This window comes from Clostridium tagluense, from assembly GCF_003865095.1.
In the GTDB taxonomy this organism is placed as follows: domain Bacteria; phylum Bacillota; class Clostridia; order Clostridiales; family Clostridiaceae; genus Clostridium_AD; species Clostridium_AD tagluense.
In genome coordinates, this window is the sequence record NZ_BHYK01000048.1 from 1 (window position 1) to 17,739 (window position 17,739).

18 protein-coding genes, 1 tRNA gene, 1 rRNA gene and 1 other RNA gene are annotated in these 17,739 nt (G+C 31.2%); all 21 read left to right on the forward strand.

Annotated elements, in window-relative coordinates:
- Positions 1 to 262: 262 nt before the first annotated feature.
- Positions 263 to 937: a response regulator transcription factor gene (locus Ctaglu_RS22800; protein ID WP_125006077.1), complete on the forward strand. Its 675-nt coding sequence runs from the start codon at positions 263 to 265 to the stop codon at positions 935 to 937.
- Complete coding sequence (locus Ctaglu_RS22805; RefSeq protein WP_125006080.1) at positions 934 to 1,965, forward strand: sensor histidine kinase; 1,032 nt, start codon at positions 934 to 936, stop codon at positions 1,963 to 1,965. The genes Ctaglu_RS22800 and Ctaglu_RS22805 overlap by 4 nt, the downstream gene beginning before the upstream one ends.
- Before the next feature lie 175 nt (positions 1,966 to 2,140).
- Positions 2,141 to 2,911 carry an ABC transporter ATP-binding protein gene (locus Ctaglu_RS22810; protein ID WP_125006082.1) on the forward strand — a complete coding sequence of 257 codons (771 nt, stop codon included), beginning with the start codon at positions 2,141 to 2,143 and terminating at the stop codon, positions 2,909 to 2,911.
- Positions 2,912 to 2,932: 21 nt separating this feature from the next.
- Positions 2,933 to 4,858: an FtsX-like permease family protein gene (locus Ctaglu_RS22815; RefSeq protein WP_125006084.1), complete on the forward strand. Its 1,926-nt coding sequence runs from the start codon at positions 2,933 to 2,935 to the stop codon at positions 4,856 to 4,858.
- Positions 4,859 to 4,950: 92 nt separating this feature from the next.
- The gene (locus Ctaglu_RS22820) at positions 4,951 to 5,391 is read left to right on the forward strand and encodes a nucleoside deaminase (protein WP_125006086.1); all 441 of its coding nucleotides are present in this window, start codon (positions 4,951 to 4,953) and stop codon (positions 5,389 to 5,391) included.
- A gap of 20 nt (positions 5,392 to 5,411) precedes the next feature.
- A complete protein-coding gene (locus Ctaglu_RS22825) occupies positions 5,412 to 5,627 on the forward strand; it encodes a (2Fe-2S)-binding protein (RefSeq protein WP_125006088.1) in 216 nt (71 codons plus the stop codon).
- 273 nt (positions 5,628 to 5,900) lie between these two features.
- Complete coding sequence (locus tag Ctaglu_RS22830; RefSeq protein WP_125006090.1) at positions 5,901 to 6,662, forward strand: DeoR/GlpR family DNA-binding transcription regulator; 762 nt, start codon at positions 5,901 to 5,903, stop codon at positions 6,660 to 6,662.
- 14 nt (positions 6,663 to 6,676) lie between these two features.
- A complete protein-coding gene (gene pfkB, locus Ctaglu_RS22835) occupies positions 6,677 to 7,615 on the forward strand; it encodes a 1-phosphofructokinase (RefSeq protein WP_125006092.1) in 939 nt (312 codons plus the stop codon).
- Positions 7,616 to 7,621: 6 nt separating this feature from the next.
- A complete protein-coding gene (locus Ctaglu_RS22840; RefSeq protein WP_125006094.1) occupies positions 7,622 to 8,068 on the forward strand; it encodes a PTS sugar transporter subunit IIA in 447 nt (148 codons plus the stop codon).
- A gap of 33 nt (positions 8,069 to 8,101) precedes the next feature.
- Positions 8,102 to 9,484 (forward strand): PTS fructose transporter subunit IIC, encoded by a 1,383-nt coding sequence (locus tag Ctaglu_RS22845; protein WP_125006096.1) that lies wholly within the window; start codon positions 8,102 to 8,104, stop codon positions 9,482 to 9,484.
- Between the two features lie 127 nt (positions 9,485 to 9,611).
- Positions 9,612 to 9,878, forward strand: a complete 267-nt coding sequence (locus tag Ctaglu_RS22850; RefSeq protein ID WP_125006098.1) for an HPr family phosphocarrier protein — start codon at positions 9,612 to 9,614, stop codon at positions 9,876 to 9,878.
- A 109-nt stretch (positions 9,879 to 9,987) separates the two neighbouring features.
- Complete coding sequence (gene ptsP, locus Ctaglu_RS22855) at positions 9,988 to 11,700, forward strand: phosphoenolpyruvate--protein phosphotransferase (protein ID WP_125006100.1); 1,713 nt, start codon at positions 9,988 to 9,990, stop codon at positions 11,698 to 11,700.
- 117 nt (positions 11,701 to 11,817) lie between these two features.
- A complete protein-coding gene (gene lgt / locus Ctaglu_RS22860; RefSeq protein ID WP_125006102.1) occupies positions 11,818 to 12,582 on the forward strand; it encodes a prolipoprotein diacylglyceryl transferase in 765 nt (254 codons plus the stop codon).
- A 123-nt stretch (positions 12,583 to 12,705) separates the two neighbouring features.
- Positions 12,706 to 12,795 (forward strand) — tRNA-Ser (locus Ctaglu_RS22865).
- Positions 12,796 to 12,805: 10 nt separating this feature from the next.
- An RNA gene (gene ffs, locus Ctaglu_RS22870) (signal recognition particle sRNA large type) lies at positions 12,806 to 13,071 on the forward strand.
- A 140-nt stretch (positions 13,072 to 13,211) separates the two neighbouring features.
- Complete coding sequence (gene dnaX / locus Ctaglu_RS22875) at positions 13,212 to 14,828, forward strand: DNA polymerase III subunit gamma/tau (RefSeq protein ID WP_125006104.1); 1,617 nt, start codon at positions 13,212 to 13,214, stop codon at positions 14,826 to 14,828.
- A gap of 205 nt (positions 14,829 to 15,033) precedes the next feature.
- Positions 15,034 to 15,372, forward strand: a complete 339-nt coding sequence (locus tag Ctaglu_RS22880) for a YbaB/EbfC family nucleoid-associated protein (protein ID WP_125006106.1) — start codon at positions 15,034 to 15,036, stop codon at positions 15,370 to 15,372.
- 43 nt (positions 15,373 to 15,415) lie between these two features.
- Positions 15,416 to 16,012: a recombination mediator RecR gene (gene recR / locus Ctaglu_RS22885; protein WP_125006108.1), complete on the forward strand. Its 597-nt coding sequence runs from the start codon at positions 15,416 to 15,418 to the stop codon at positions 16,010 to 16,012.
- Positions 16,013 to 16,074: 62 nt separating this feature from the next.
- Positions 16,075 to 16,353 (forward strand): DUF2508 family protein, encoded by a 279-nt coding sequence (locus Ctaglu_RS22890; protein ID WP_125006110.1) that lies wholly within the window; start codon positions 16,075 to 16,077, stop codon positions 16,351 to 16,353.
- A gap of 101 nt (positions 16,354 to 16,454) precedes the next feature.
- On the forward strand, positions 16,455 to 16,709 hold the full coding sequence (locus Ctaglu_RS22895; RefSeq protein WP_125006112.1) for a pro-sigmaK processing inhibitor BofA family protein: 255 nt from the start codon (positions 16,455 to 16,457) through the stop codon (positions 16,707 to 16,709).
- A 681-nt stretch (positions 16,710 to 17,390) separates the two neighbouring features.
- Positions 17,391 to 17,739: ribosomal RNA gene (locus Ctaglu_RS22900) — 16S ribosomal RNA — on the forward strand; the annotation flags it as partial.

The following is a 17,739-nucleotide window of genomic DNA, read 5'->3' on the forward strand; positions in this document are numbered from 1 at the left end:
AGGCTTTATAACCTTAACTGAAAAATTTATGATTAGGTAATTCTTATTGAACCGCCGTGTACCGAACGGTACGCACGGTGGTGTGAGAGGTCGCTAAATAAATTAATTATTTAGCTCCTACTCGATTTCCTTGGAAATTAAAAATCACATAAAACTTTTGAAAGAACATAAATTAAACTATTTTATAACCCTTTTATACAATATTTACATTTTATAGTACAATAGAAATAACCAAAGTCAAAATTTAAAGTGAGGTTTTCACATGTTTAAAATAATGATAGTAGAAGATGATGTTCGGATAAAAGAAATATTGCTTGAAAATATAGTAAGATGGGGTTTTGATGGAAAAGTCGTTGAGAACTTTAATGAGGTGTTTGTAGAGTTTTCAAAATATTCTCCGCATTTAATTCTTATGGATATAAACCTGCCATTTTTTGATGGCTATTACTGGTGTGGTAAAATCAGAGAAATATCAAAGGTTCCTATTATATTTGTTTCTTCAAGAAATAATAATATGGATGTAATAATGGCAATTAATATGGGTGGGGATGATTTTATTCAAAAGCCTTTTTCCTTAGAAATATTGATGGCCAAAATAAACGCATTGATAAGAAGAACATATTCCTACGCAGATGCGCAGACTAATGTGCTCCAGTATAAAAATATTGTTTTAAATATGAAGGATAACAGCGTATTTTTTAAAGATAAGAGGGTAGAACTTAGCAGAAATGAATTTAGCATTCTATACTTACTTATGAAAAACAATGGCAATTTAATAAGCAGAGATAAAATTATGCGAAGCCTCTGGGAGGATGAAAGTTTTGTTGATGATAATACCCTTACAGTGAACATTAATAGATTGCGTAAAAAATTAGAGAATATTGAACTGGAAGATTTAATTAAAACAAAAAAAAGGCAAGGGTATATAATACTATGAAATTTATAAATTTTTTAAGGGACAGGATATTTTTAATTTTGTTTTATTTTATGTTGATGATATTTGTTTCATCTGTAGTGTATTTTAATAATGTAGTAAAAATAAGTATTGAAAATATAGCCTATATCAATATAGTAGGTTTTATTATGTTTATACTTTACTTAATATTTGAGTATATAAAAAATAAAAGATATTATGATGTTATTAAATATATTATAGAAAACCAGGAAGAAAATATTATTAATTCTTTGCCTAAATCATTAAATTATGAACAAAAGCTATATGGAGAACTTCTTATGAAGGTTAATGAAGAATTTAATTTAAAAATCAATGAATTATATGAAGCAAAAAAAGAAAATGTAGACTTTATAAATTCCTGGGTTCATGAGATAAAAACACCTATTTCTGCATGCAGATTGGTTATAGAAAATAGTGTATATAAGTCTAAGGAGGAAACCTTAAGTAACCTAGAAGATGAAATAGATCACATAGAGAATTATGTTGAACAAGCATTATACTATTCACGATTAGACAGCTTCTCAAAGGACTATTTAATAAATGAAATAAATATGCATAGTCTAATTATGGGGGTTGTAAAAAAACATGCAAAGGAGTTTATAGGTAAAAAAATAAAGATAGAAATAAATGACTTAGAATTTACTATAGACTCAGATAAAAAGTGGCTTTTCTTTATTCTAGATCAGATTTTATCAAATTCATTAAAATATACAGGTAGCAATGGACTTATAAAAATCAGTGGAATATTAAATTTTAGTGGAAAGCAGCTTATTATTGAAGATAATGGTATTGGAATAAAAGCTGAGGATATTCAAAGGGTTTTTGATAAAGGATTTACTGGATATAACGGACGAGAGGATTTTAAAGCTACAGGCATGGGACTCTATTTATCAAAAAGTCTTTCTACAAAGCTTGGCCATCGCATAACTATTGAATCTAAACCTTCTGAATTTACTAGGGTAACAGTTCATTTTCCAAAGCTTATAGATTATTACAGGGTTACAAGCTGAAAATATGGTTTGTAGCCTTATTTTTTTAAACTTACAACAATGTAAGTTTAAAGGTCACTTTGTAACATTATACAATGGATTGAATACTTGATTTGTTATAAGATTTAATTGTAATAAGCGAAAGGTCTTAACGATATTGCAGCACCGCAGGTGATGATTTAAGGAGGAAATATAAATGGAAAATGTATTAGTTGCCAGAAATTTAAAAAAGGTATATGGCTCAAGGGGTAATGTTTATACTGCTTTAAATGATATAAACCTTGAAATAAAAGAGGGAGAGTTTATTGGAATAATGGGTCCCTCAGGTGCAGGAAAAACTACATTGTTAAACATTATATCAACTATAGATAAGCCAACTTCAGGAGTAGTAACTATTGATAAGGAAGATTTAGCAAAAATGAATGAAGATAAGTTAGCTTCTTTTAGAAGAGATAAATTAGGTTTTATATTTCAAGATTTCAATTTGCTTGATACTTTAACTTTAAAAGAGAATGTGGTACTTCCATTAGCTCTTGCTAGAGTAAACATAAAAGATATTGAAGAACGGGCTAGTAGTATAGGAACTACTTTAGGTATAAGGGATATATTTAATAAATATCCTTATGAGGTATCTGGTGGACAAAAGCAAAGAGCGGCGGCGGCCAGAGCTATTATTACTAAACCAAAACTTATATTAGCGGATGAACCTACAGGGGCATTGGATTCTAAATCTTCCACTGAGCTTTTGCAGGCTTTAAGTGATTTAAACCAGGTTAAGAGAGCTACTATTATGATGGTAACTCATGATGCCTTTGCTGCCAGCTATTGCAAACGAATAATATTCATAAAAGATGGGTCCTTATTTACGGAGCTTGTCAAAGGTAAGACAACACGAAAAGAATTTTTTAAAAAGATACTAGATGTGTTGGCTGCCTTAGGTGGTAACTTCGATGAAGTAACAATTTAACTTAGAGAGGATGTGACAAAGATGACTTTATTTAATATTACTTTTAGAAACATAAAAAGAAATTTTCATAACTATTTAATATATTTTGTATCCATGGTATTTTGTATAATGATTTATTATACTTTTACCTCCATAGAATACAATAAACAGGTTGCGGACTTAGCAGCGGATTCTATGAAAGTAAGTACAGCTTTTAATGCAGCTTCCATTGTTATAGCAGTTTTTGTAGCTATGTTTATATGGTACTCAAACTCCTTTTTTACTAAAAAGAGAAAAAAGGAAGTAGCTTTATACTCCATGCTGGGAGTTAAGAAAAAGCAGATAGGAAGAATGTTGTTTTATGAGAATGTAGTAATGGGAGCACTGGCCCTTGCCTTCGGCATATTAATAGGAACTTTATTTTCAAAGTTATTTGTAATGATTTTAATTCATATTATGAGCTTTGATGTAAATGTTAAATTTGCTATATCCTTAAAGGCTATTATTAGCACAATTAAAGTATTTTTAGTAATATTTATTATAGCATCCCTGCATTCCTATACACTAATCTATAGATTTCAGCTTATAGAATTGTTTAAATCAGAGAAGGTGGCACAGAGTGAGCCAAAGGCTTCACTAGTATTAGCTCTACTTTCAATAATTTTTATTGGAACAGGTTATTACATGGCATTAACTTATAAATTTGATAACTTAGCTATATTGATAGTTATACTAGTTAGTACAGTAATTGGAACTTACATGTTCTTCTCTTCCCTAATAGTATTTATAGTTAAGCTTTCTAAGAAAAATAAGGTTAAATATTTTAGAGGCTTAAACATGATAGGTACTTCTCAACTTTTATATAGAATAAAAGCGAATGGAAGATCTTTAGCTACTATTGCGGTGCTTAGTGCTACCACCATTACGGCTATGGGAACTGCAGCATCACTTTATTATGATCAAGTAAATAGTATAGATAAAGTGACCCCTTTTAGTTATGATTATAAGAGTAATGGAAAAAGTATGGATGAACAAATTAATCAAATCATAAATAAGTATCCCAGTAATAAAATCAAAAGCTCTACGAATAGTGAATTTATGATTATAGATAGTAAATGGCCTGAGTTATCGAAGATGAAATTGCATCCAGTAAAAAATTCAAAATCCTTTGTTATATCAGAAAGTACCATGAAAGAATTATCAAAAGCACGAGGAATGGATTATAATATATCCTTAGATTCAAATGAAGTACTCTTTTTTATGAGTATGTATTCAGATAAGATAATGGAAAATCCTGTGGGAAAAAATATAGAACTTGAAATAAAGGGAAAAAAAGTACCATTAAGAATAAAAGATTTTAAGGAAAGACTTTTAACTAATCAACTTGTTGTAAATGATTTATATATGCAAGATACTGTAGTTGTAGCGGATGAGGTTTACAATAAATTATATGATAAAGATAAGGTTGTAAAAACCACATTCATAAACATTGAAAATCAAAGGGAAAGTAAGGACCTTACAGAAGAAATAGACAAGACTTTAGGTGGTAATGTCCTATCATCATATTATGAATGTTATAGAGACACTATGACTAACATGGGTATTATAATATTTTTAGCCTCCTTTATAGGTTTTGTATTTTTAATTTGCACAGGAAGTATAATATTTTTCAAACAACTGTCAGAGGCTGGCGAGGATAAGGAAAGATACGATATACTAAAGAAAATCGGTGTAAAAAAATCAGAGATAAGAATTTCTATAGCAAGGCAAATGGCTTTTATATTTGCGCTACCTTTAATCCTTGGAATAACACATAGTATTATTGCATTAACAATTTTGCAAATTGTACTTAGTTCAAGCTTACTATATCCAGTATTTATAACTGTAGGAGTATATACTATAATTTATTTAATATATTATATATTAACAGTTAATTCTTATTGCAAAATAGTAGATGCAAAAGCATAGATGTAAATGCTAAAATAAATGTATTGAAAGTCTTATAGTTTAAAAGTATAATAATTACTAAAGAATAATCATTAAACAATAAAGGGGTTAACATGATAAAAGATTTTATGCATGAATCATTAGAAGAAGCGAAAAGATCATTATTTTTAAATGAAGTACCTGTAGGTGCAGTTATAGTTAAAGACAACAAAATAATTGCTAGAGCACACAACCTCCGCGAAACTCTTCAAGATGCAACTGCTCATGCGGAGATTTTAGCTATAAAAAAAGCCTGTGACCTATTAGGCACTTGGAGATTAACTGGATGTGATATGTATGTAACCCTAGAACCGTGTCCTATGTGTGCAGGAGCTATATTACAGTCTAGGATAAGTAAACTATACATAGGAATATTTGATCCTAGCGTAGGGGCTTGTGGTTCAGTTATAAATCTTATTCAAAATGATGCATTAAATCACTGGACAGAAATAAATTGGTTATATAACGCGGAATGTGGAAATTTATTGACTAATTTTTTTAAAGATAAAAGATAAAGTTAAAGGAGATAAATATAATGGATGAGAATATAAATAGTGAAATAATGGATAAACTTACAAAGGTATGTTTATGTAAGGCTATACCAAGATCTACAATAAAAAAGGCTATTCAAAATGGCGCAAGAACTGTAGAAGAGGTTCAAAAAGCTACAGGAGCTGGGTCAGGAGGATGTAAAGGCCATAGGTGTACTCCTAAGATAGAGGAACTCTTAAAAAGTCAATTGGAGAACTAGTCACATATGTTAAGAAATATATATTAAAAATTGATTATATATAGTAAAAGCGAAGCCAAGTGGTTTCGTTTTTGTTTTTTTTGGAGATTATTTATTGTAATATGGCTTAAACTATAAAATAAAAGTAGAATTAGCATAAAAAAATATTTTTTATGTATTGACAACGATATCATAATATACTAAAATGAACACAAGCGAAATCAAATGAAACTAAAACAAATACAAACGAACATCATTGTTATTCCAAATATGATAAAAGGAAGTTTTTAAATTATGTTTGCCGAGGAAAGAAAATCGAAAATATTAGATATTTTAAATAAAGATGGGAAAGTAAAAGTATGTGAGTTATCTCAGATATACGAAGTGTCAGAAGTTACAATTAGACGTGATCTTCAAGAATTAGAAGAGGCAGAACTTATAAAAAGAGTATATGGTGGAGCAGTGTTAAATGATAACACTAAATTTGAACCTACTTTTTCAGAAAAGATAGATAAGTTTTATGATGAGAAAGAATCTGTAGGAAAGCGTGCAGCATCCATGATAGTAGACGGAGAGACAATAGTTTTAGATGCAGGTACAACTACTCTTAACATTGCCAGGCATATAACAGCTAAGAATATAACGATTTTAACAAATTCTGTGGATATAGCTTTTGAACTTGTTAAAAAACAGAATATGGAAGTAATTGTTACTGGTGGTACATTACGATGGGAAACTAGAGCGCTGGTAGGCCCTGTAGCAGATAGTACATTTAAAAATTTTAAGGTAGACAAAGCATTTATAGGCGTTAATGGTGTATGCATTATTAATGGACTTACCACACCTAATATTATAGAAGCCAGCACTAAAAGAGAAATGATAAAAATAGCCAGGAAAATCATAGTAGTATGTGATCATACTAAGTTTAACAAAGTTTCATTTGCTAAAATTGTTGACCTAGAGAGTATTGATACAATTATTACAGACAATAAGTTAGATGATGAATTAATAGAAAAGTTTGAAGAAAAAGATGTAAAAGTAATTAAAGCAAAATAAATTGGGGTGATAAAATGATAATAACAGTTACTCTGAACCCGGCTTTAGACAAAACTATTGATATAGACGGATTTAGAATTGATACTGTCAATAGAATTGTGTCAACAAGAGTTGATGCTGGAGGTAAAGGCATCAATGTATCTAAAGTTATTAAAGAGTTAAAGCATAAAAGTATAGCCTTAGGTTTTTTAGGTGGAAGTAGTGGAAATCAAATAAAAAATTATTTGGATGATTTAAATATTGACAATAATTTTTTAACTGTAAAAGGAGAAACTAGAACTAATTTAAAAATTTTTGATAAGGTTAATAATACACATACAGATATAAACGAAAATGGACCTAGTTTAGGAGAAAAAGATATCACTAATATAAAACAGAAAATTATGGAACATTGTAAAGATGATTCTATAGTAGTTCTTTCAGGTAGTGTGCCAAGTGGAGTCAGTACATCCATATATGCTGACATAATTAAAAGCATAAAAACAAAGGGTGGTAAGGTTATATTAGATGCAGAAGGGCAACTCTTAATGCAAGGAATTAAAGCTGGTCCATATATGGTAAAACCAAATATAGACGAACTTGAAAAGGCCTTTGATATAAGCATTAATAGCGAAGATGAAGTTATTGAAACTGCAAAAAAAATATTAGAGTATGGAGTAAAATATGTAGTGATTTCACTAGGCTCTAAGGGGTCCATATTCATAAGTGACCATAAAGTAGCAAAAGTAACAGGTATAAAGGTAGAAGTTAAGAGTACAGTGGGCGCTGGTGATTCTATGGTTGCAGCAATGGCTGTAGCAGTTCAGGAAGACTACAGTTTTGAGCAAGCTATAAAACTAGCTTGTGCAACAAGTACAGCTAATGTAATGACGGAAGGAACACAAACAGGAAGATTCGTTGACATAGAGAAATTGAAAAAGGAAATAGATATAAAATATATAACGAAAGGATGATAATATATGAATATAACTGAATTATTAAATGTAAATCTAATTAAACTAGAGCTAAAAAGTAAGACAAAAGAGGATGTAATAAAAGAGATGGTAACCATTTTAGATAGAGATGGTAAATTATTAGATGTAGATAAATATTTGCAAGCGGTATTAGATAGAGAAACTGAATTTTCAACAGGAATTGGTATGGGAATAGCTATTCCACATGGTAAAAGTAGCGGAGTTAAAGAACCTGCATTAGTATTTGGTAGAAGCGTGGACGGAATTGACTATCAGTCTATGGATGATGAACTTGCTCATATATTCTTTTTAATAGCTGTACCAGAAGAATCAAGTGATGAGCATTTAAAAATATTAGGTCAAATTTCTAGAAAATTAATGCATAGTGAGTTAAGAGATAGCTTAATGAAAGCTAGCAGTGCTGAAGAAATAATTACACTATTAGAAAAATAGATAACACATATTAAATGAGAAGGGGGAAGGTTTATGAAATTTGTAGCAATAACTTCATGTCCAACAGGAATAGCGCATACCTATATGGCAGCTGAGGCTCTTGAAATGACTGCAAAGGAAATGGGCATAAACATTAAAGTGGAAACTCAAGGGTCGGTGGGGGCAGAAAATCAATTGACGCAGGAAGATATAAGGGAAGCTAGAGTAGTAATAATTGCAGCAGATACTAATGTTTCAAAGGAACGTTTTGCAGGAAAGACTATAATTGAAGTTGGCGTAAAAGATGCAATTAAAGATCCAAAAGGGCTTATTCAAAAGGCAATAGATATAAAAGTGGAGAATATAAATATTTCAGAGCAAGTGAGTGAAATTAAAGAAGAAAAAAAGGCTGAGAAAAAAGGTCCTTATAAGCACCTCATGACAGGTGTATCTTATATGATCCCTTTTGTAGCAGCGGGGGGTATTTTAATTGCAATTTCTTTTGCTTTTGGAATACTAGCGTTTAAAGAGCCGGGTACCATAGCAGCAGCTTTAATGCAAATTGGTGGAGGTTCAGCATTTGCACTGATGTATCCTATACTGGCAGGGTTTATAGCGTTCTCTATAGCAGATAGACCAGGGCTTGTACCAGGTATGGTTGGTGGTATGCTTGCTACATCTTTAAGCGCAGGCTTTCTAGGTGCAATGGCAGCAGGTTTCTTAGCTGGTTATACTATTGTTTTCTTAAAGAAAATAATAAAAATGCCAAAATCCTTAGCAGGGTTAATGCCAGTTATAATATTACCGGTTTTATCCTCATTAATAGTTGGACTAGTAATGGTATTTGTTATAGGAAAGCCTGTAGGTGCAATAAACGTAGCAATGGCAAAATATTTAACTAATTTAAGTGGAGCAAACTCCGCATTACTTGGAATAATTATTGGTTTAATGATGGCTTTTGATATGGGTGGACCAGTTAATAAGGCAGCCTATGCTTTTGGAGTAGGAACTCTAGTTGCAGGTCAAACATCTATGGTAATGGCAGCGGTAATGGCAGCAGGAATTACTCCTCCCCTTGGAATAGCTCTTGCAACGGTTATAGCTAAAAAGAAATTCACATCAGAACAAAGAGAAGCAGGAAAAGCTGTTTGGGCACTTGGGGCTGCATTTATAACAGAAGGTGCAATACCATTTGCAGCAGCAGATCCACTTAAAATAATACCTTCAGTAATGGTGGGTGCTGCAGTAACGGGGTCATTATCTATGGTGTTTAAAGCAGCTATAGCAGTTCCACATGGTGGTATATTTATATTATTGATTCCAAATGCAGTTACTAATGTGGGTGCATATATATTATCAATAGTAGTTGGCACAGTAATAACCGCTCTTATGATTTTATTATTGAAAAAAGATATTATTGTTAAAGAAGTAAATTAATAATTAATTTAAGAACTGCTAATAAATTTAATCATTGTTTATACATGTGCAATAGGGTAAAATATATATATAATTTTAAAAATAACTTAGTTTTAGGAAGAATCTAAGATGAAAAGGAGATGTCTTTATGTACGAATCAGAAATTGTGTTAATGAATGAGCAAGGTTTGCATGCAAGACCAGCAAGTATTGTGGCTAAAAAAGCATCTAAGTTTACTTCACATATAACTTTAATCAAAGACGATAAAGAGTATAATGCAAAAAGTATAATAAATATATTAAGTATGGCAGCTTCAAAAGGTGATAAAATTAAGATTGTAGCGTCTGGAGACGATGAAAAAAAGGCAGTAGAAGAATTAAAAATAGTAATTGAAAAAGAAATCGTAGAACTTTAAAAAATAATGGTTTATAAAGAATCATATATAAAGTAATATTCACTCCTAGGTTAGTAAAATACTTAAATTTACTGCAAGGAGTGAATTTCGCTTATAAGGAGGTTATTTAATGAAAGGCATTGGAGTTTCACCTGGAATAGTAATAGGAAAAGTACTATTAAAAGAAGAAAAGAAGATTATTATAGAAAAAAAAGATATTATAAATTGTGAAGATGAAGTTAAAAGATATAAGGTGGCTATGGAAAATAGCAAGAGTGAAATTCAGGACATATATAATAATGTGTTAAAAAGTATGGGTGAAAAAGAAGCTACCATATTTGAAGCTCATTTAATGATCCTAGAAGATCCAGAAATGCTTCAGCAGATCGAGAAAAAAATTCAAGATGATAAAGTTAATGCTGAGTGGGCACTAAAAGAGATTTCAGAAATGTTTATAGCTATGTTTGATGCTATGGATAATGAATATATGAAAGAAAGAGCAGCAGACATAAAAGATGTAACAGCAAGACTTATGAAAAAACTATTAAATATAGAGGATGTTAACTTTTCACAATTAGCTAATGAAGTTGTAATTGTGGCACGTGACTTAACTCCATCTGATACATCACAGATAGATAAAAAAAAGGTTTTAGGTTTTATAACGGAAATTGGTGGAAGAACTTCACACTCGGCTATAATGGCTAGAACTTTAGAAATACCAGCAATAGTTGCAGTGAAAGATATAGCGAGTATTGTTAAAAATGGAGATTTAATTGTTTTCGATGGTGAAGAAGGGTTAATATACATTAATCCAGAAGAAAAAATAGTAAAGCTTTATGAAGAAAAAAAAGAAGAATATAATAGATATCAAAAAGAACTAGATTTATTAATAGGAAAAGAAAGCATCACCACTGATGGAATAAAAGTAGAATTATCTGCAAATATTGGAACACCAAAAGATTTAGAGAGTGTTTTAAATAATGATGGTGAAGGTATAGGCTTATATAGGTCTGAGTTTTTATATATGGATAGGACATCAGCACCAACAGAGCAGGAACAATATGAAGCCTACAAGGAAGTTGCGCAGAAGATGAAAAATAAACCTGTGGTTATTAGAACACTAGATGTTGGTGGCGATAAAGAATTAGATTATTTAAATCTTCCCAGTGAGATGAATCCTTTTTTAGGATATAGAGCTATAAGAGTTTGTTTAGATAAAGTTGATATATTTAAAACTCAATTAAGAGCTATACTAAGAGCTAGTGCCTATGGAAATATTAAAATAATGTTCCCAATGATTTCAAGTATTGAAGAATTAAGAGCAGCAAAGGCAATTTTAGAGGAAGTAAAAAATGATTTACATAAAGAAAATATAGCATTTAATGAAAAGTTAGAAGTAGGAATTATGATAGAGATACCTGCAGCGGCTATTATTTCTGATTTGTTTGCCAGGGAGGTAGACTTTTTTAGTATAGGAACCAATGACCTTATTCAATACACAACTGCAGTAGATAGAATGAATGAAAAAATATCTCATTTGTATAACCCATTTCATCCTGCATTACTAAGACTAGTAAAAATGGTTATAGATAATGCTCATAAGGAAAATAAATGGGTGGGTATGTGTGGAGAAGTAGCAGGAGATCCTAAACTAATTCCAGTATTAATTGGAATGGGACTTGATGAATTCAGCATGAGTCCTATATCCATCTTAAAAGCAAGAGGGATTATTAGAAATATATCTCAGGAAAAAATGAGAGATTTAGCACAGCAAGTTGTTAATCTTCCTACAGCCACGGAAGTTGAGAAATTCATAGAAAAAAATATAAATCTAAAAAATTAAAACAAAAAAACAAAAAAACAAAAATGAAATTCTAAGATTTTAGAATTTTGTTTTTGTTTGCTTGTATTTAGTAGTTTGAGCAAAGCATAAATAGTGGTATAAAAGGAGAGGACACTTATGGAGCCAATAGCATTCAATATATTTGGATTATCCGTTGCATGGTATGGTGTTTTTATTGCAACAGGAATGATGGTTGGAATTTTATTAGCTAATTTTACGTCTAAGTTAAAAGGTATCGATTATGATGAACTTTTAAATATTATATTAATATCTTTTCCTATAGCTATTATTGGAGCTAGAGCTTATTATGTAATATTTCAGTTTGATCAATATAAGGATAATCTAATAGAAGTATTCTATATACGCCAAGGTGGGCTTGCTATACATGGGGGAATTATATTTGGTATGTTAGCTGCAATAATATATACGAGACATAAAAAAGAAAATTTTTTACAATTTGCAGATGTAGCAGCACCATCTATAATTATTGCACAGGCTATGGGCAGATGGGGAAATTTCTTTAATAGTGAGGCCCATGGTGGACCAGTTACTAAGGGATTTATAAGTAAATTTCCGGAGTTTATACAAAATGGAATGCTAATAGATGGAGTTTATTATCATCCAACCTTTCTTTATGAATCAATATGGAATGTTATAATATGCTTATTATTGATTTATTTATTGAAAAAGACATTTAAACACGGAACTGTGTTTTTTACCTATATAGGATTATATTCCTTAGGAAGATTCTTTATAGAAGGACTCCGAACTGATAGTTTAATGTTTGGAAGTATAAGGGTGGCACAATTAATAAGTTTAGCGGGAATTGCACTATGGATTATATTCCTTGCAATTAATTATAAAAGGAAGACATTAAAATAATTTCAATGGTTGGGATAAGTTTCAAAAATATTTAAATAAAAAACTATTGAAATAACTACTTATTAATAGTATAATTGTTTTTGTTGCACTACTTTGGTGTAAGCAAAGCAAAAAGTACTTTATGGAGAGATGTCCGAGTGGCTTAAGGAGCACGCCTGGAAAGCGTGTGTAGGGGCAACTCTACCGAGGGTTCGAATCCCTCTCTTTCCGCCAGTTTATATTTCCGTACTAGCCGGGGAGTTAGCGGTGCCCTGTAACCTGCAACCCGCTACAGCAGGGGTGAATTCCTCGCCTAGGTTATAAAATGTGTGGTCTGACCTATATAAGTGGCGTTGAGAACTGGGCCCCACGCAATGGAAACTCATGAACCCCGTCAGGTCCGGAAGGAAGCAGCGGTAAGTGAATCTTTCCATGTGCCGTGGATCAACCTGGTTTGAGTTAACTGTATAGGTAACGCGCATAGTTTATTCATCGAAGCGAGGTGTACGGTCTACATAAGAATTATAAGATACCTACAAAGGTGTCTTTTTTTTATTTACCCATAAACTATAAAGTTTTAATAAAAACAAACTAATAATTTGATTTAAATGATATAATTATTTAATGACATTTTAAAAGAGGTGAAATTTGTGGCATATAAGGCTTTATATAGAGAATGGAGACCAAAAACTTTTCATGATGTAGTAGGTCAGGAGCATGTTACTATAACCTTAAAAAATCAAATAAATAACCAGCGAATAGCTCATGCATATCTTTTATGCGGTACAAGAGGAACTGGAAAAACCTCCACAGCTAAGATACTTGCAAAAGCGGTTAACTGCACAAATTCGGATCATGGAGAGCCTTGTAATGAATGCGAAATGTGTATCAATATAAATTCAGGAACGGCAATAGATGTTACTGAGATAGATGCAGCGTCCCATAATGGAGTAGATAATATCCGAGATATAATTGAAGATGTTCAGTATCCACCACAAGAAGCTAAGTATAAAGTTTATATCATAGATGAGGTTCATATGTTATCTATAGGGGCAGTTAATGCTTTCTTAAAAACACTAGAGGAACCACCAAGTAATATAATATTTATATTAGCCACAACGGATCCTCAAAAATTGCCAGTAACAATATTATCTAGATGCCAAAGATTTGACTTTAAAAGAATAAAAAGTTCAGATATATTTGAAAGACTTAGAAAGATTGTTACAGAGCAAGGTGTTCTTGTGGAAGATAATAGTTTGAAATTAATATCAAGAGTTTCTGATGGAGCAATGAGAGATGCTTTAAGTATTTTAGATCAAGCAATATCAATGAATGAAGGTAAGGTAGAATATGACAGTGTTATAGACATGTTAGGTCTTGTAACTTCTGAGAGTATTACAATACTTTCAGACAGTGTAATAGACAGAAACGTCGAAAGGTCAATAAAGACTATAAATGAAATAGTTATGAGTGGTAAGGATATATATGTATTTATAAAAGATATGACTACTCATATGAGAAATCTACTTATGGCTAAAGTAAGTGAAGATGTAGAAGAAATTTTAGATATGTCTAGTGAAAATATAGGCATTTTAAAGCAACAAGCAGCGAAGATAAGAGTAGAAGAAATTATGAGGAATATAAAGATACTACAAGATGCAGAGGAACAAGCTAAATGGAGCAAACAAAATAGAATTTATTTAGAACTTGCAGTTATTAAAATGTGCAAAATAGAATATGATACTTCAAAAGAAGTTTTATTATCTAGAATAAACAAATTAGAAGAAATAATAAAACAAGGAAAGATAACTGTAGCTTGCGAAAGTATAACGCCTGGGGCTACTGAAAAGAATAATGGGAAAAAAGAAATTAGGGCAAATAAAAAAACGCAAGTAAGACCAGTGCAAACTCACAATCCCAATTCTACTTTAACTGTAGAAACGGTTAAAAAGTCCTTTAAGGATATTTTAGATATGTTTAAAGCACGAAGACACATGGTTATCTATGCTTCTTTACTTACAGGGGAAATTGTATCTTGTCATGGGGGAGTAATAGAGCTAAGTTACGAAAAACAATATGCCTTTAATAAAATCAGATTAAATAAAGAAGAAAATAGAAATATAATAGAAGAAATATTTTCCGAATCACTAAAAGAACCAGTAAAAATAAAATATACTGTAGAATCCGATGAAAAAGAGGTTAGATCACCGGAGGATATACTAATAGAAACATTTGGAGAAGATCTTGTAGAAATACTAGATGAATAGATTTTATAAAAAATATTTACTGTTTTAATGGAAATTATTATAGGTATTAGTATATAATAATATAGAAAAGTTATAGTTGAGTAGCAATATATATATCCTTTTAGATTATAAATATCTAAATTAGATTTAAGTTTTTGTTATGAATCTAGAAGATATAAATATAATAATATTAAGATGAATAACTAATAAATAGGAGGTAACTATTATGGCAAAAGGTGGATTTCCAGGTATGGGTGGAAATATGAATAGTCTAATGAAACAAGCTCAAAAATTTCAACAACAAATGGAAGAAATGCAAAAAGATTTAGGTGATAAAAAATTTGAAGCATCTGTTGGTGGTGGAGCAGTAACTGCAATAGCTAATGGAAAGAGGCAACTTGTTGACGTAAAGATAAAACCAGAAGTAGTAGATCCAGATGATGTTGAAATGCTTCAAGATTTAATTATGAGCGCTTGCAATGAAGCACTAAAAAAGGCAGAAGATGAAACAAGTAATGAAATGGGTAAATTAACAGGCGGACTTAATATGCCGGGAATGTTTTAATAAACGATAGAGTTAAAAGCTACATTGTTATGAGGTGAATAGATTGGATTTTTATCCAGTGGCAATAGAAAAACTTATAGAAGAATTTGCAAAGCTACCTGGTATAGGGCGAAAAACAGCTCAGAGGCTTGCATTATTTGTACTAAACCTTCCGAAGGAAGAAGTAGAGGAGTTTGCGGGTGCACTGGTTAAAGCTCGTGGAACATTGAAATTTTGCTGTATATGTGGATGTTTTACAGATACAGACCCCTGCGCAATTTGTTCTAATCCAAATAGGGATAAAAGCATGATATGCGTAGTTGAAAACCCAAAAGATATTATTACCATGGAAAGAGTAAGAGAATTTAATGGGGTTTACCATGTTCTTCATGGAACAATATCACCAATGTCTGGGAGAGGTCCTGAAGATATAAAGTTAAGAGAACTTATAAGAAGGATTAATGGGGAAGTTCATGAAGTAATAGTAGCAACTAATCCAAACATAGAGGGAGAAGCTACAGCTATGTATATATCTAAAATATTAAAACCACTAGGAACGAAAGTTACAAGAATTGCACATGGCATCCCAGTTGGTGGAGATTTAGAATATACAGATGAAGTAACACTTTCTAAAGCTATGGAAGGAAGAAAAGAAATATAGAATAATACTCCTGTTTTATGTCAAGAATTTAGAAAAGATATAAAATAGGAGGTTTTTTTATTATGAATAGAAAAAAAATAATTGAAATAATGTTTTCAAACATAAAATATACCCAGGAAGAGAAAGATATTATTATGCAATTGGAAGAAGCCAAGATGCAGTGGGAAATTGCAAAAAAATACTTTGCAGTGGTAGATGATCCAAAACTTGTAGATTATGCGATTTATAGTGAAGATCAATGTAAAGCTAAATACATATATTTTTTATTAGAAGCTAGAAGAAAAGGCGTTACTATTGATGCCAGTTATATGATAGAAGAGTTAGACTCTATTAATGCATAAAAAAAAATTAAGAAAGTTAATAATATATTGGAGAGTTGTGAAATATATTATTAATAAAACATAACAAATAAGAGTTGAGATTAACATAGGGGGAGTTGGGTATGGAAGTTATATTATATTTTTTAATTGCTATAGTGGGCATGGTAATTGTGGTAAAGCTCTTTTCTTGGCCATTAAAGATATTAGGTAAGTTAATATTGAATGGAGCTTTGGGTGTCTTACTTTTATTACTTGTTAATTTTGTAGGAGAATACGTGGGAATAAGTATAGCAATAAATGCTGTAACTGCGCTTATAGCAGGATTTTTAGGAGTGCCAGGAGTAATATTTTTAATCATTTTCAATAAATTAATGTAATATTACTTATAGTAATTATGAATTTACAATAGATCAAGGTACTTTAAGATAAATAACTAGTATGCTGACTAGTTATTTATCTTAAAGTGCCTTATATTTTTGTTTTCTATAAAAAAAGGCTTAGAAATAGTATATTTTTAAGCTATTAAGGTGAATACTTAATATATATGATAACTGCTGGAGTTATTATATTTAGTAGATAGTCATAGGAAGGTAGCAAGTAGAGAAAATAACTATCCTGGTGTATCAATATAAGCTACAGTTAGATAAAGTTTAAAAATTCAAGAATACGCCACCTGTTTTATTTTAATTACCCTAAACTAAACTATATGATAAATATTATATGATAAGATATTACATGTTGCTAATGACAAGTAACGACATATTAAAAGTAGAGTTAACAAGTTTGCGAAAGTTATTAAAAAACATTTAAAAACAAGTTGACAAAATGAAAGTAAGCTGATAAAATAGTAGAAGTCGTCACATGATGACATGTAAATTGGTCTTTGAAAATTAAACAGAGAAATAGGTAAAATAGCGAAATAATATTTCGTTAGACCAGTTAATTACTTTAGATAAAAAAGTAATTTTAGTCGTAAGACTAAAAAGTATGTAATGAGCTTGCTAACCAGCTTAACAGTTGGCGCAGATTATTCATTTCAAATAAAAAGTGTAAACTTTTAAATTGAGAGTTTGATCCTGGCTCAGGACGAACGCTGGCGGCGTGCCTAACACATGCAAGTCGAGCGATGAAACCCTTCGGGGTGAATTAGCGGCGGACGGGTGAGTAACACGTGGGTAACCTGCCTCAAAGAGGGGAATAGCCTCCCGAAAGGGAGATTAATACCGCATAATATGTTTTGGTCGCATGATTGAAACATCAAAGGATTTTTCTTTTAGAGAATTCCACTTTGAGATGGACCCGCGGCGCATTAGCTAGTTGGTGAGGTAACGGCCCACCAAGGCAACGATGCGTAGCCGACCTGAGAGGGTGATCGGCCACATTGGAACTGAGACACGGTCCAGACTC